Raw genomic sequence first — 14,315 nt, 5'->3', positions numbered from 1 at the left:
AGGTATTTATGGTTCATTTGATTGTGGAATTATCAAAATATGCACTGATTATTCTGTTTTCCGTGTATACATATGAATGTTTTGCGGTATTCCGGAATATATCAGAACGAAAACAGGAAAAGAAATTCAGGCGGCAGGCAAGAATTTTGTATGCGATTCATTTTACGGCATATTTAGTTATATTTGCGGTGACAGAGGATGCATATACTTTTATTTTTTATCTGGCGCAGATAATTCTTCTTGTTGTGGTACGGAATGTGTACAAATTATGTTATCCGACGGCTTCAAGACTTTTGGTTAATAATATGTGTATGCTTATGATTATCGGGTTTATTATTCTGACCCGCCTGAATTTTGGACATGCTATCAAGCAGTTTGCGATTGCAGCGGTATCCTGTGTGATTTCCCTTGTGATTCCGGTGATGATACGGAGGATGGGATTTTTCCGGAATCTTACCTGGATTTATGCGGCAATCGGTATTGTGGGACTTGGTATTGTATGTATCGCAGGAAGCACCAGCTATGGAGCAAAGATTTCCTTTACCATAGCAGGAATTACGGTACAGCCGTCTGAATTTATTAAGATTCTTTTTGTGTTTTTTGTGGCTGCCATGTATCATAAATCAACGGAATTCCGTCAGGTGGTAATTACCACTTTGATTGCAGCACTGCATGTATTGATTCTGGTATTATCCCGGGATTTAGGTGGCGCATTGATTTTCTTTGTGGCTTATATGGCAATGCTTTATGTGGCAACGAGAAAACCACTCTATTTTGCCGGTGGACTGCTGGCGGGAAGTGTAGCGGCAGTAATTGCCTATAAATTATTTAATCATGTCAGAGTCCGTGTGGTGGCATGGAAAACACCACTAAAAGTAATTGACAAAGAGGGCTATCAGATCTGCCAGTCGCTTTTTGCAATCGGGACCGGAGGCTTTTTCGGTCTGGGGTTATATCAGGGCATGCCAAATAAAATTCCGGTAGTAGAGCAGGATTTTATTTTTGCAGCAATTTCAGAAGAACTGGGTGGAATGTTTGCTCTGTGTCTGATTCTGGTCTGTGTAAGCTGTTTCCTGATGTTTTTAAATATTGCCATGCAGTTAAAGGATTCCTTTTATAAGCTGGTGGCACTTGGACTTGGAACGATTTACGGATTTCAGGTATTCTTAACCATTGGCGGAGTAACAAAATTTATTCCATCCACCGGAGTAACCCTTCCGTTAGTCAGCTATGGAGGAAGCTCCATGTTAAGTACATTGATTATATTTGGCATTATTCAGGGATTATATATTTTGCGGGAAGACGAAGGAGTGTCACATAATGAAAAAGGAGAATATAAATCAGCAAAAAAGAAAGCAAAATCGGGATTCGAAACAGAAGTCAGGGACCTCAGTTAGTAAGAATAAAGAATTTGCAGTGATTACTTATCTTTTCCTTGCTATCTTTATCTGCCTGATGGGATATATGGTATATTTTCAGACGGTAAAAAGCGAAGATTTTATCAATAGTCCATATAATAGCAGACAGGATACTTTTGCAGACCGTGTGGTCAGAGGAAAGATTATGTCAGCAGATGGCAAAGTTTTGGCCGAGACCGTAGTGGATGCTGCCGGTAATGAAACCCGGAAATATCCTTATGGTAATATGTATGCGCATGTGGTCGGTTTTTCCACCAATGGAAAGTCCGGTATTGAATCCAATATGAATTTTAATCTTTTACGTTCCCATTCTTTTGTATTAGAACGTATGTTTAATGAGATTAAAGATGAAAAAAGCATGGGAGACAATGTGGTTACCACGTTGGATTCCGCTTTGCAGGAAACTGCATATCAGGCATTGGGTAATTATGATGGTGCAGTTGTTGTGATGGAGCCTTCCACCGGAAAAGTGCTTGCCATGGTGTCCAAACCGGATTTTGACCCGAATACTATTGCGGCAGACTGGGATTCCATTATTTCAGAAGATAATAATAACTCGGTTCTTTTAAACCGGGCAACCCAGGGATTATATCCGCCTGGCTCTACTTTTAAAATAATTACAACCTTAGAATATATCCGGGAAAATCCGGATTATGAGAATTACAGTTATAGCTGTAACGGAAGTATTACAGAGAATGATTTTACAATACACTGTTATAATAATGCCGTGCATGGAACGCAGGATTTGAAGCAATCCTTTGCAAATTCCTGTAATTCATCTTATGCCAATATCGGATTATCTTTGGACACAGATTCTCTTTCGGACCTTTGTTCAAATCTGATGTTTGATAAGACACTGCCGGGAAACTTTGAAACAAGTAAAAGTCAGTTTAAATTAACAGATGAATCCCCGGAAAGTATGAAAATGCAGACGGCAATCGGACAGGGAGAGACGCTGGTAACACCACTCCATATGTTATTGATTACCAGTGCAATTGCCAACGATGGTATTCTGATGAAACCTTATGTGGTAGACCATACGGAAAATGAAAATGGTATAGAAGTAAAGAAATATGAGCCGGCTGCAAGCAAACAGCTTCTTTCGGAAAAAGAAGCAAAGACCATGCAGGAATTTATGGCAGGTGTAGTTGCAGATGGTACTGCATCCAAGTTAAATGGGCAGAGTTATACTGCATACGGCAAGACCGGCTCCGCAGAGTTTAATAACAATAAGGGAGAAAGCCATTCCTGGTTTGTTGGATATGCACACCGGGAGGATAAGGAAGATATTGCAGTTGTTGTAATTGCAGAAGGTGCAGGTGCAGGCAGTACTGTTGCAGTTCCAGCAGCAAAACAGGTTTTTGATGTATATTACAGATAAATGAAAACAGATAGGATGACATGTTGCGTCAGGAATCATCCGGGACTTCTGAAATGGATTGTTGCATCCTTATGAAAAAAGGGGTATACTGTTTGTTAAACAAAAGGTAGTGACCACATCAGGAGGTATTGCAATGATTGAAGCAACAAGTTGTGGTGGTGTGGTAATATTTCGGGGTAAGGTGCTTGTCCTTTATAAGAATTATAAGAATAAGTACGAAGGCTGGGTGCTTCCAAAGGGAACAGTAGAACCCGGGGAAGAATTCAAAGATACCGCAGCAAGAGAGGTATTGGAGGAAACGGGCGTAGATGCATCCATAATCAAATATGTCGGGAAGAGCCAGTATAGCTTTACTGTGCCAGAAGATACGGTGGAGAAACAGGTACATTGGTATCTGATGATGGCAGACAGTTATTACAGTAAGCCACAACGTGAAGAGTTCTTTGTAGATTCCGGATATTATAAATATCATGAAGCCTATCATCTTTTAAAATTTGCCAATGAGAAGCAGATTTTGGAAAAAGCTTATAATGAATATCTGGATTTGAAAAAGTGTAATCTGTGGGGAACCCACAAATATTATTAGAGCAGCCATCTGACTGCTTTTTTAAATCAGATATGAGGTGTAGCATGCATTGGTATTCTAATTTATATCTGGGAGAAAGGCTGAAAAATCAGGAAGCAAAGGTAAAAAGCAGAGTGGAGCGGAATGTGCCACAGCCGTCGCTTTATCTTCTGACCCTTCCGTCAAATGAAGAGAATCTTCTGGATATTATACCGGCAACAGATTTATTACAAAAGGCATATCCGAAGAAAGAACTTTTTATTATCGGTCTGGAAAAAGGATATGACGCAGCATTAGAGATGTCAGCAGCAATTGTGAATGATATTTATCATAAAACAGGAACATTTGAAGTGCGTAAATTTGTACTGAAACAGCAGACTCGTAAAAATACTGAAATGGAGACATGAGGATGACAGTGCTGTTATCTATTTTGAAAATCCTGGGCATAATATTATTATGCATATTAGGTTTACTGGTTTTACTTATCATGCTTTTGCTGTTTGCTCCGGTATCTTACCGGATTCGTGGAGAGACAAGGCAGGGACAGACTACGTTAAAAGTGCATGGAGCATGGTGTCTTATGGCTTTGCGTTTTTCCTTTCTAATGGAGCAGGGAAAGCGGCTTGCAGTTTTAAAGATTTTTGGCATAAAAGCATGGAAGTATCCATCGGATGAAAAATCCAAAAAGAAATTAGAGAAAAAGAAAGTAAAGAAAAAGCAGAAAAAGAAATCCGGGGAAAAATCCCATAAGGAACCGGAAAAAGACTTAGTGCAGAAACGTCAGAAGCCGGAAGAACAAACAGCACCGGCGATTGAAAAAAAGATAGATGTAACGGGGCTGGAAGAACAGAATCCACCGGCTGAAGTGCAAGAAGAACAGACGGAAAAACAGTATGAACAGAAACACCATAAGAAGACATATAAGAAAAAGTTTGTTTTCGCATTTGGTAAAATCAGCAAGACAATACGCTCGATAGTAGAAAAGATAAAAGCAATTCCGCAGAAATTAAAAAATATCAGCAGTAAAATAAAAAAAGTGAATCAGTGGATACAGGATGAGCAGAATAGAAGTGCCGTCCGGTTTGTCATGGGTGATGTAATAGGGTTGTTAAAAAAATACGGACCAAAGCATATGAAGGCAGATGTTGCTTATGGTATGGAAGATCCGGCAGCCACAGGACAGGTTTTAGCAGTGCTCAGCGTATTACCATTTTTATATTATGATAAGGTATCTATTATGCCGGATTTCGAGGCAGAACGTTTTTATATCGAAGGCAGCTGGGATATAAAGGGACGGATACAGGTGATTCATTTATTAAAGGCAGCAATTCGAATCTGGAGAAATCCGGATGTGAAACACTTTATAAAGCAATTTTAACAGAATCAATATGAAGTAGAATCAGGAGGAATTATTATGGCAGACAGTAATAACACATTTCGCAATACGGTAGAATCTTTATTCAAAGGAATGGACAGCTTCATTACAACCAAGACGGTTGTAGGAGATGCCATTCATATCGGAGATACCATCATTCTTCCATTAGTGGATGTATCCTTTGGTGTAGGCGCAGGTGCATTTTCACAGGAGAAGAAGAACAACGGAGCAGGAGGAATGGGTGGAAAGATTACACCGAGTGCGGTTCTCGTCATTCAGAATGGCACCACCAAGCTTGTAAATATTAAGAATCAGGATGGTGTGACCAAAATTCTTGATATGGTACCAGATTTCGTAAATAAGTTTGCATCCAGGGGAAAGAAGGATGAGGCAGCAACTGCAAAATTAGATGAAGAATCCAAGAAAGCAGCAGAGTCTGAGATGAATGAAATTTTATCTGATGCAGTAAATAAGGATGAAGAATAAGAACAGTATAGAATAGTAACAGAAGAACGTACAGCGTGCTAAGTGAAAAAGAAGGGCATATACTATAATGGTATATGTCTTTTTGATTGGAGAAAAAACATGAAACGCTTGATGGGGTATTCCTTTTTCATGGTGGGATTTGGCATGTTTTTTATGTTTATTATTCCAAGTGACGTGATTGGGATTATTATTATATTGATATTGCTGTTGATAGGGTATAATCTTTTCTGCTGTAAGTAATAGGAAAGCAATTTCTTGTAAAGGGACAAAGAATGTGCCTTGGCACATTCTCGCGCCTGCGGCGGTCGCTTGCGACAACTACCTTATACGCGCAGTGTGCATCCTCGCGGAGCGTTTTTACTTTACAGGAAAGCAATTTCCTGTAAAGTAAAAAAGGACTGTCCAAAAGGACAGTCCAGATAGAAAATGCTAATTAAGCTCTTTCAACGGATCCGGATCTTAAACAGGAAGTACATACGTACATTCTTTTTGGAGTTCCGTTTACTTTACATTTTACAGATTTGATGTTTGATTTCCACATTCTATTAGATCTTCTATGAGAATGGCTCACATTGTTACCGAAATGAGCGCCTTTTCCACAAACTGCACATTTTGCCATGATAGCACCTCCTTTAAATTCTTCACTAAGCCTGTTATGACACAAGCTCACAACAAAGCTATCTTAACAGAAATACAGACAGAATGCAAGAAAAAAATTGCATTTTTTGAAAATAAAGAAAAATACTGTTTCTTTTTTCGGAAAAAGAGGTTATAATATAGTTCATGTTATGTATATACTGGCGGAAATGCGAGAAGATTAATTTTAATTGGAGGTTATAGAATGACAGGTAAAATGGAAAACGAATTAGGTAAAGTCGTAATTGATAATGAAGTAATTGCAACCTATGCCGGTTCTGTTGCAGTTGAGTGCTTTGGCATTGTGGGAATGGCTGCAGTTAATATGAAAGATGGCCTGGTTAAATTATTAAAGAGAGATTATCTGACACATGGTATAAATGTGGATGTGGATGAAAATAATAAAATTACAATTGATTTCCATGTAATTGTTGCCTATGGCGTAAGTATTGAGACAGTAGCAGACAATCTGATTCATACGGTAAAATATAAAGTGGAAGAGTTTACCGGAATGCAGATTAAGAAAGTCAACATTTTAGTTGAAGGCGTCAGAGTGATTGATTAAGGAGGAACTGTTGAAGTGGAAGTAAGTACAATAAATGCTGCGGTATTTGCTAAAATGTTTTTGGCCGGAGCAAAGAATCTCGAAGCAAAAAAAGAGTGGATTAACGAACTGAATGTTTTCCCTGTACCGGATGGAGATACAGGAACTAATATGTCTATGACAATTATGTCAGCAGCAAAGGCAGTAAGCGAGCTTGAAAATCCGACCATGAAGGAACTTGCAAAGGCAATTTCATCGGGTTCATTAAGAGGAGCAAGAGGAAACTCAGGAGTTATCCTTTCCCAGTTATTCCGTGGATTTACCAAGGTGATTGCAGAATATGATGAGCTTGATGTAGTGATTCTGACAGAAGCTATGCAGAAGGCTGTTGAGACTGCATATAAGGCAGTTATGAAACCAAAGGAAGGAACGATTCTTACTGTTGCTAAGGGGGCAGCCAACAAAGCATTAGAACTTTGTGATGATACCGATGATATTGTATTCTTTGTAGATGAAGTTATTAAAGAAGCAGACCATGTGTTAAGCAAGACACCGGATATGCTTCCTGTATTAAAACAGGCTGGCGTAGTAGATTCCGGCGGACAGGGACTGGTTCAGGTATTAAAGGGCGGTTATGATTCCCTGATTGGCAAAGAAATTGATTACAGCATTGAAGGTTCTGCAGCATCTGCAGGTGTTATGAAGATTACTGCTGAGACAGAAGCTGATATTAAGTTTGGTTATTGTACCGAATTTATCATTGTATTAAATCAGCCATTAACAGAGAAGCAGGAGCATGAATATAAAAACTTCTTAGAGTCCATTGGTGATTCTATCGTTGTTGTGGCAGATGATGAGATTGTGAAAACCCATGTACATACCAATGACCCTGGTCTTGCCATCCAGGAAGCATTGAAACATGGTTCATTAAGCAAAATTAAGATTGATAATATGCGTGAAGAGCATCAGGAAAAATTAATCAAGGATGCTGAGAAACTCGCAAAAGAGCAGAAAGAGGAAGAAACCAAAGAAGAAAAGGCAGAGGAACCAAGAAAAGAAATGGGCTTCATTTCCGTATCCATTGGTGCCGGTGTCAATGAAATCTTCAACGGACTTGGCGTGGATTATATCATCGAAGGTGGTCAGACCATGAACCCAAGTACCGAGGATATGTTAAATGCCATCGACCATGTGAATGCAGATAACATCTTTATTCTTCCGAATAATAAGAATATTGTACTGGCTGCAAATCAGGCAGCATCTTTAGTAGAAGATAAGAAGATTATTGTTATTCCAACCAAGACAATTCCACAGGGAATTACAGCACTGATTAACTTTATTCCGGATCAGTCGGCAGAGGAAAATGCAGAGCGTATGACCGAGGAATTAGAAAATGTAAAGACCGGTCAGGTAACTTATGCAGTCCGTGATACCGTAATCGATGACAAAGAGATTAAACAGGGCGATTATATGGGAATTGGCGACAAGAGCATCCTTGCTGTTGGTAAGGATATCAAGAGCACTACAGAAGATATGGTTGCTGAGATGATAGATGAAGAATCTGCGATTATCTGTATCTATTATGGTGAAGAAGTAACAGAAGAAGATGCCAATGCATTAGGTGCTGCTTTAGAAGAGAAGTATCCGGAGGTAGAAGTGGAGATTCACTTTGGCGGACAGCCAATTTACTATTATGTAATATCAGTAGAGTAACAGGAGTGTTTATGGACAGAAATGCACCCATTCAGGAATTGAATGGAGTTGGACCAAAAACTGAAAAAATATTGCAAAAACTTGGAGTATATACCGTTGGGGATATACTCCTTGCTTTTCCAAGGGATTATAAGCAGATGCCGGAGCCGGAGCATATCAGTGTGGCAGAGCCGGAGAAAGTCTATGCTTTTCATGTACGGCTGTGTTCTTCTCCGGTAACAAGAAGTACCAGAGCCATGCAGATATCTACTGCACAGTTTAGCGATGGAACAGGGAAAGTAGAGGCGGTCTGGTTTCGGATGCCCTATATCTGTAATCAGCTGAACCGGGAACCGGAAGTAATATTATATGGAAAGCTGACCTTAAAAAATAAGAAATATGTCATGGAACAGCCGGCAGTGTGGAAGCCGGATGAATACAGGAAAATGCAGATATCACTTCAGCCGGTATATCCGCTGACTAAGGGAATATCCAGCAAGCAGTTTGGTAAGCTTGTACGTACAGCACTTGACAGTGTAAAAGAAGATGGTGAATATATCCCGGAAGAAATCTTAGCCCGCCATCAGTTTATGGGATTGAGAGAGGCATTGGAAAAAGTGCATTTTCCAACAGATTTAGAAGAACTGACCGGAGCAAGAAAACGTCTTGCTTTTGACGAATTTTTCTTATTTCTGCTACAGATACAGCGGTTTAAGGAACATCATGAGCAGACGCCAAATGGATTTCCGGTAGTAAGGGATGAATTTATTGAAGTGGTGGCAGAACAGCTTCCGTTTCCACTGACAAATGCCCAGAAGAAAACACTGGAAGATCTGGAAAAAGATATATACAGTCCTTATGCCATGCAGCGGTTGATACAGGGGGATGTAGGCTCCGGTAAGACCATTCTTGCATTCCTTATTATGGCAAAATTTGCTCATGAAGGTTATCAGACTGCTATTATGGCACCAACTGAAGTTCTGGCAAGACAACATTATGACACTTTTCAGAAATGGATTGCCATGTTTGAACTGGACTTTCCTGTTATTCTTCTTACCGGTTCGTTGACCGCAAAGGAAAAACGTGAAGCATATGCGAGAATGGAAACAGAACAGAATGCCATGATAATTGGAACCCATGCATTGATACAGGAAAAGGCACTTTATCAGAAGCTGGCGCTGGTAGTAACGGATGAACAGCATCGTTTCGGGGTAAGACAGAGGGAGACGCTGGCAGATAAGAGCAGCCGGCTGCCACATGTACTGGTTATGAGTGCGACTCCGATTCCGCGGACCCTTGCAATAATTCTTTACGGAGATCTGGACATCTCGGTAGTAGATGAACTTCCGGCAGAACGTCTTCCGGTCAAAAATTGTGTCGTTGGACCGAAAATGCGGGAGAAATCCTGGAATTTTATTTTAGATGAAGTTCAAAAAGGACATCAGGCATATATCATCTGTCCTCTGGTAGAAGCCAATGAGGAATTGGAATTGCAGGATGTTACTTCATATGTAAAGAAATTAGAACAATATTATGGAGACAGAATCAGCGTAGGATTACTTCATGGAAAAATGCGCCCGGCAGAAAAGAATAAAGTAATGGAAGCCTTTGTCACTGGTGAAATCCAGGTTCTGGTTTCTACAACGGTAGTGGAAGTAGGTGTGAATGTGCCGAATGCCACTGTTATGATGATTGAGGATGCACAGCGTTTCGGGCTGGCACAGCTCCATCAGCTGCGGGGACGTGTCGGAAGAGGAAATGCACAATCCTATTGTATTCTTATGAATTCTTCCAATGGAAAGAATGCCAAAGAGAGATTGAATATTCTGGCGAGCTCTAATGATGGATTCTATATTGCCAGTGAAGATTTGAAAATGCGTGGACCAGGAGATTTCTTCGGGGTACGTCAGAGTGGTTTAATGGAATTTAAAATTGCAGATGTTTTTTCGGATGCCGATATGCTTTCTATTGCATCCGAAGAAGCAAAAGAATATGTCGAAAAGTGTAACTTAAACGATTGCGAAAAAGACATGAGACTTGAAACAACACTGAAAAATGCGTACAAAATGACAGAATACAGCACAAATATTTAGAAAGTTTCGAAAAATTAAGGAATAATTTGTGAAAAGTTTACGAAAATTAACGCAAAATCCCTCGTTTTTATTGCTAAATTGCCTAAATGTTGATACAATAAGTACAAAATTACAATTTAGTGAAGGCGGGGGATATATTTTTATGGCTAAGAAGAAAAAAGGGAAGAAAATTAGCACGAAAATGTTAAGTGCAATGCTCCCGGTACTGATTCTTGGTATGGCTGTATTAGGGGCAGTCAGTGTATTTTCCAGTAAGCAGATTATTGACGATGAGATTGGGAAGGAAATGACGCTGAGTCTGGAAAACGAGAAGACAGAGGTAGAGTCACAGATGCAGTCTGCGGCAAGCCTTGCAAAACATATGGCTGGAATTGTTGGGATTACTTATGAAAATGAGGAACTGCTGGCATATGTTAATTTCTTAAATACCATGATTTATGAGGAGGATTTTATTTATGGTGCCGGAATTTATTTTGCACCGAATAAGTATGACTCCAAACAACGTTTTGTAGGACCTTATGTATACAAGGATGGAGATACGCCGATTCTGACTTATGACAGGAGCCAGTCCTCTTATGATTATGTAAGCAGGGATTTCTACAAGATTGTTTCGGATGGCGAAACAGAACCGAAGTTTACAAAGGCATATCATGATGAGGTTTTAGACTGTGATATGGTAAACTGTTCTGCACCGATGTATAGTGCAGATGGAACTTATATGGGATGCGTAACTGTTGATATTACGCTGGATGAGATTCAGAATCTGGTCAGCCAGATGTCAGTAGGAAAAACAGGAAAAGCATTTCTGATTTCATCGGATGGAACCTATCTTTATACACAGGATTCCGGTAAAATCATGAATGAGAAAATAACGGATTCTAAAAATAGTTCTCTTGCTAAAGTAGGAACAAAAATGTTAGATTCTGATAGTGGAAAAGCCTGCTTTACAGAAGGGATTACCGGATATACGGTATATTATGAGACAATTCCGGATCTGGACTGGAAGCTTGGAATTGCGATTGAAAATTCAGAGCTGAATGCGCCGGTTATCAGCCTTGGTATTAAGCTGGCAATCATTGCGGCAGTGATTCTTATTATTATGATACTTGTGATTTTATCACAGGTAAAATCAGTTTCCAGACAGATTAATAGAGTTAAGAACTTTGCTGTACAGCTGGCAGAGGGTAACTTTAAAGTACAGTCGCTTGAGAGCAGACGCAGTGATGAACTGGGAGCAATGGGACAGTCTTTAAATGAAATGTATGGAAATAATAAGGACATGATTTCAAAAATCAGTGGTCATGCAAAACTTCTGAGTGATTCCAGCATTGAACTGAAGCGTTCGGTAGAGGAATTAAAGAAGGATTATGAGATGATAGAGTCACTGATGAATCAGGTTAATTCTGATATGACTTCCTCCAGCGCAGCGACGGAAGAAGTAAATGCTGCGGTAGAGGAAGTGAATTCCTCTGTTAATATGCTGGCTTCTGAGACAGAAAAGAGTCTGGAGCTGGCAGGAGAAATTAAGAAGCGTGCAAATGGAATTGAAGATACCAGCCGCAATGCTTATGAACTTGCCAATAAGCTTGCAGCGCAGAACAGAGCTGGTCTGGAGGAGAGTATTAAGAATGCAGATGTTGTAAAATCCATTGGCGCATTGGCAGAAGTGATTTCCGAAATCGCAGATCAGATTAACTTACTGTCCTTAAATGCTTCCATTGAGGCCGCCCGGGCAGGAGAACAGGGAAAGGGATTTGCAGTTGTTGCCGGAGAAATTGGCAATCTGGCAGGTGAGACTACAGCTGCAGTTAATAAGATTAAAGAAACAATTGGCGAAGTAGAACATGCCTTTAGCGGAATTGTGGAACAGTCACAGTCTATGTTAAACTTCGTGACAGATACGGTTGCACCGGACTACGATACTTTTGTCAATGTAGCACAGCAGTATGGAGATGATGCCCAGGCAATCGAAAAATTCTCCAATGATATTGCCCAGATGGCAGTAAACATCGAGACAATCATTCATGAAGTCAGCCAGGCAGTGTCCAGTGTGGCGGAATCTTCCCAGAATACAGTGGATAATAGTGGACAGATTATGAAGTCTGTAAATTCAGTATCTGCAGTTGTTGGAGAAGTGTCTGAAATGTCTTCCCAGCAGGAAAAGATTGCCGGAGAATTAAAAGAGGTTGTCGGAAAATTCGTATTGTAATAAGTGTTACTGCATGTGTCATGATAGAAAAATGATATAGAAAGAAAAGGGGGAACCTGAGAAAGGGGCTGTTCACCGATTCCGGTGGACAGCCTCTTCTGACATCTAAGCGTGCAATGAAAAAGATGCGTTAACGTTCAGCCATCTGCTTTTCCTGCGCCTCAATCATTTTCTTTACCATATAACCGCCTACGGAACCATTCTGACGGGAAGTTAAATCCCCATTATATCCCTCAGACAGTGGTACACCTAACTCACTTGCAACTTCGAATTTGAAACGGTTTAATGCACTTTGTGCTTCTGGAACAGAAGATTTTTTCGAACGATTAGACATAGTAAATTTCCTCCTTAGCATTTGTATATAACCGAATGGTTACAATACTATTATCTACCGATAAAAAAGGATAATACTAATAAATATTCACTTTTTTGGAATAATCTTGAAAAAGCTCTTGACACATACAAGTATAATTGTATACAATTATTCAAGAATATTTGTGAATCAAAAGGAGTGTGTTCCATGAGAGAAGTCGTTATGAATGAAAAAACTAATCTATTACAGTTGGAAGAGCATTTTTATCAGCTTGTAGATGTTGAGGAACCAAATGTATTCCGCAATCTTTTTCCATATGAGGAAATTCCGAAAATTGCATTTAATGACAGAATCGTTCCGCATAATATGCCGGAGGATATCTGGATTACTGATACAACATTCCGTGATGGTCAGCAGTCAAGAGCACCATATACTACAGAACAGATTGTAACCATCTATGATTACTTACATAAATTAGGCGGACCAAAGGGTAAAATTCGTCAGAGCGAGTTCTTCTTATATAGCAAGAAGGATCGTGATGCCGTATATAAATGCTTAGAGCGTGGTTATAAATTCCCGGAAGTCACCAGCTGGATCCGTGCCAGCAAACAGGATTTCCAGCTGGTAAAAGATTTGGGACTGCGTGAAACCGGTATTTTGGTAAGCTGCTCCGATTATCATATTTTCTATAAAATGAAAATGACCAGAAGCGAAGTTATGAATCTTTACTTAAGTGTGATTCGTGAATGCTTAGAGACTGGAATCAGTCCAAGATGTCATTTGGAGGATATTACACGTTCTGATATTTACGGATTTGTAATTCCGTTCTGCTTAGAGCTGATGAAGTTAATGAAAGAATACAATATTCCGATTAAGATTCGTGCCTGCGATACCATGGGATATGGTGTAAACTTCCCGGGAGCAGTAATTCCGCGAAGTGTACCGGGTATCATTTACGGACTTACCACACATGCAGGAGTTCCTTCTGAATTGATTGAATGGCATGGACACAACGATTTCTATAAAGCAGTCAATAACTCGACCACAGCATGGCTTTACGGTGCATCCGGCGTAAACTGTTCCTTATTTGGTATTGGTGAGAGAACCGGTAACACACCTCTGGAAGCAATGGTATTTGAATATGCGCAGTTAAAGGGTACCCTGGATGGAATGGATACCAGAGTTATCACAGAACTGGCAGAATATTATGAGAAGGAATTGAATTATAAGGTTCCAAGCCGTACACCATTTGTCGGAAGTAATTTTAACGTTACAAGAGCAGGTATCCATGCAGACGGACTTTTGAAAAATGAAGAAATTTATAACATTTTTGATACCGAAAAATTCTTAAATCGTCCGGCACTGGTATCTGTTTCCAATACATCAGGACTTGCTGGAATTGCACACTGGATTAATACCTATTACCGTCTCAGTGATGACCGTAAAGTAGATAAGAATTCGGAACTGGTAAAGACCATCAAACAGTGGGTAGACGAGCAGTATGATGAGGGACGTGTAACTGTAATTACAGATAACGAACTTGTAGTACAGATAACTGACTGTTGTAAAAAACTCGGAATTGTATTATAAATTAAGGAGGCTT

At 39.8% G+C, this 14,315-nt stretch carries 14 protein-coding genes; 12 read left to right on the top strand and 2 right to left on the bottom strand.

Annotated features, from left to right (window positions below; genetic code table 11):
- The first annotated feature begins 8 nt into the window (after window positions 1–8).
- The 7 genes from DW059_RS07980 (at window position 9) to DW059_RS16120 (ending at window position 5,465) form a co-directional block, all read left to right on the top strand.
- Window positions 9–1,397, top strand: a complete 1,389-nt coding sequence (locus DW059_RS07980) for an FtsW/RodA/SpoVE family cell cycle protein (RefSeq protein ID WP_117698407.1) — start codon at window positions 9–11, stop codon at window positions 1,395–1,397.
- Complete coding sequence (locus DW059_RS07975; protein ID WP_117698406.1) at window positions 1,321–2,799, top strand: peptidoglycan D,D-transpeptidase FtsI family protein; 1,479 nt, start codon at window positions 1,321–1,323, stop codon at window positions 2,797–2,799. The genes DW059_RS07980 and DW059_RS07975 overlap by 77 nt, the downstream gene beginning before the upstream one ends.
- Window positions 2,800–2,932: 133 nt before the next feature.
- Window positions 2,933–3,385 carry an NUDIX hydrolase gene (locus DW059_RS07970; protein WP_022243760.1) on the top strand — a complete coding sequence of 151 codons (453 nt, stop codon included), beginning with the start codon at window positions 2,933–2,935 and terminating at the stop codon, window positions 3,383–3,385.
- A gap of 44 nt (window positions 3,386–3,429) precedes the next feature.
- Window positions 3,430–3,771 carry a hypothetical protein gene (locus DW059_RS07965; RefSeq protein ID WP_022243761.1) on the top strand — a complete coding sequence of 114 codons (342 nt, stop codon included), beginning with the start codon at window positions 3,430–3,432 and terminating at the stop codon, window positions 3,769–3,771.
- A 2-nt stretch (window positions 3,772–3,773) separates the two neighbouring features.
- The gene (locus DW059_RS07960) at window positions 3,774–4,742 is read left to right on the top strand and encodes a DUF2953 domain-containing protein (RefSeq protein WP_117698405.1); all 969 of its coding nucleotides are present in this window, start codon (window positions 3,774–3,776) and stop codon (window positions 4,740–4,742) included.
- A 36-nt stretch (window positions 4,743–4,778) separates the two neighbouring features.
- On the top strand, window positions 4,779–5,225 hold the full coding sequence (locus tag DW059_RS07955) for a GerW family sporulation protein (protein WP_117698404.1): 447 nt from the start codon (window positions 4,779–4,781) through the stop codon (window positions 5,223–5,225).
- Between the two features lie 99 nt (window positions 5,226–5,324).
- Window positions 5,325–5,465 (top strand): hypothetical protein, encoded by a 141-nt coding sequence (locus DW059_RS16120; protein WP_199534326.1) that lies wholly within the window; start codon window positions 5,325–5,327, stop codon window positions 5,463–5,465.
- A gap of 193 nt (window positions 5,466–5,658) precedes the next feature.
- Here DW059_RS16120 and rpmB read toward each other — a convergent pair whose 3' ends face one another.
- A complete protein-coding gene (gene rpmB, locus DW059_RS07950) occupies window positions 5,659–5,844 on the bottom strand; it encodes a 50S ribosomal protein L28 (RefSeq protein WP_117698403.1) in 186 nt (61 codons plus the stop codon).
- A 222-nt stretch (window positions 5,845–6,066) separates the two neighbouring features.
- Here rpmB and DW059_RS07945 point away from each other — a divergent pair, with 222 nt between their 5' ends.
- From DW059_RS07945 to DW059_RS07930, 4 genes are all read left to right on the top strand, one after another.
- Complete coding sequence (locus DW059_RS07945) at window positions 6,067–6,426, top strand: Asp23/Gls24 family envelope stress response protein (RefSeq protein ID WP_022243764.1); 360 nt, start codon at window positions 6,067–6,069, stop codon at window positions 6,424–6,426.
- A 15-nt stretch (window positions 6,427–6,441) separates the two neighbouring features.
- Entirely contained in the window at window positions 6,442–8,118 is a 1,677-nt protein-coding gene (locus DW059_RS07940) for a DAK2 domain-containing protein (protein WP_117698402.1), read from the top strand.
- Between the two features lie 11 nt (window positions 8,119–8,129).
- Window positions 8,130–10,190 carry an ATP-dependent DNA helicase RecG gene (gene recG, locus DW059_RS07935; RefSeq protein WP_117698401.1) on the top strand — a complete coding sequence of 687 codons (2,061 nt, stop codon included), beginning with the start codon at window positions 8,130–8,132 and terminating at the stop codon, window positions 10,188–10,190.
- Between the two features lie 142 nt (window positions 10,191–10,332).
- Entirely contained in the window at window positions 10,333–12,399 is a 2,067-nt protein-coding gene (locus DW059_RS07930; protein ID WP_117698400.1) for a methyl-accepting chemotaxis protein, read from the top strand.
- Between the two features lie 130 nt (window positions 12,400–12,529).
- Here the strand turns inward: DW059_RS07930 and DW059_RS07925 are convergent, their stop codons facing one another.
- The gene (locus tag DW059_RS07925; RefSeq protein WP_022243767.1) at window positions 12,530–12,733 is read right to left on the bottom strand and encodes an alpha/beta-type small acid-soluble spore protein; all 204 of its coding nucleotides are present in this window, start codon (window positions 12,731–12,733) and stop codon (window positions 12,530–12,532) included.
- Window positions 12,734–12,919: 186 nt separating this feature from the next.
- Between DW059_RS07925 and DW059_RS07920 the strand changes: the two genes are divergently transcribed.
- Window positions 12,920–14,302, top strand: coding sequence for an isopropylmalate/homocitrate/citramalate synthase (locus tag DW059_RS07920; protein ID WP_022243768.1), 1,383 nt, complete (start codon window positions 12,920–12,922; stop codon window positions 14,300–14,302).
- Window positions 14,303–14,315: the final 13 nt, after the last annotated feature.

It is taken from the genome of Roseburia sp. AF42-8 (assembly GCF_003435965.1).
GTDB classification, from domain to species: domain Bacteria; phylum Bacillota; class Clostridia; order Lachnospirales; family Lachnospiraceae; genus Roseburia_C; species Roseburia_C amylophila.
The sequence above is the reverse complement of the archived record's forward strand: the minus strand, read 5'-3'. Positions and strand labels throughout refer to the sequence as shown.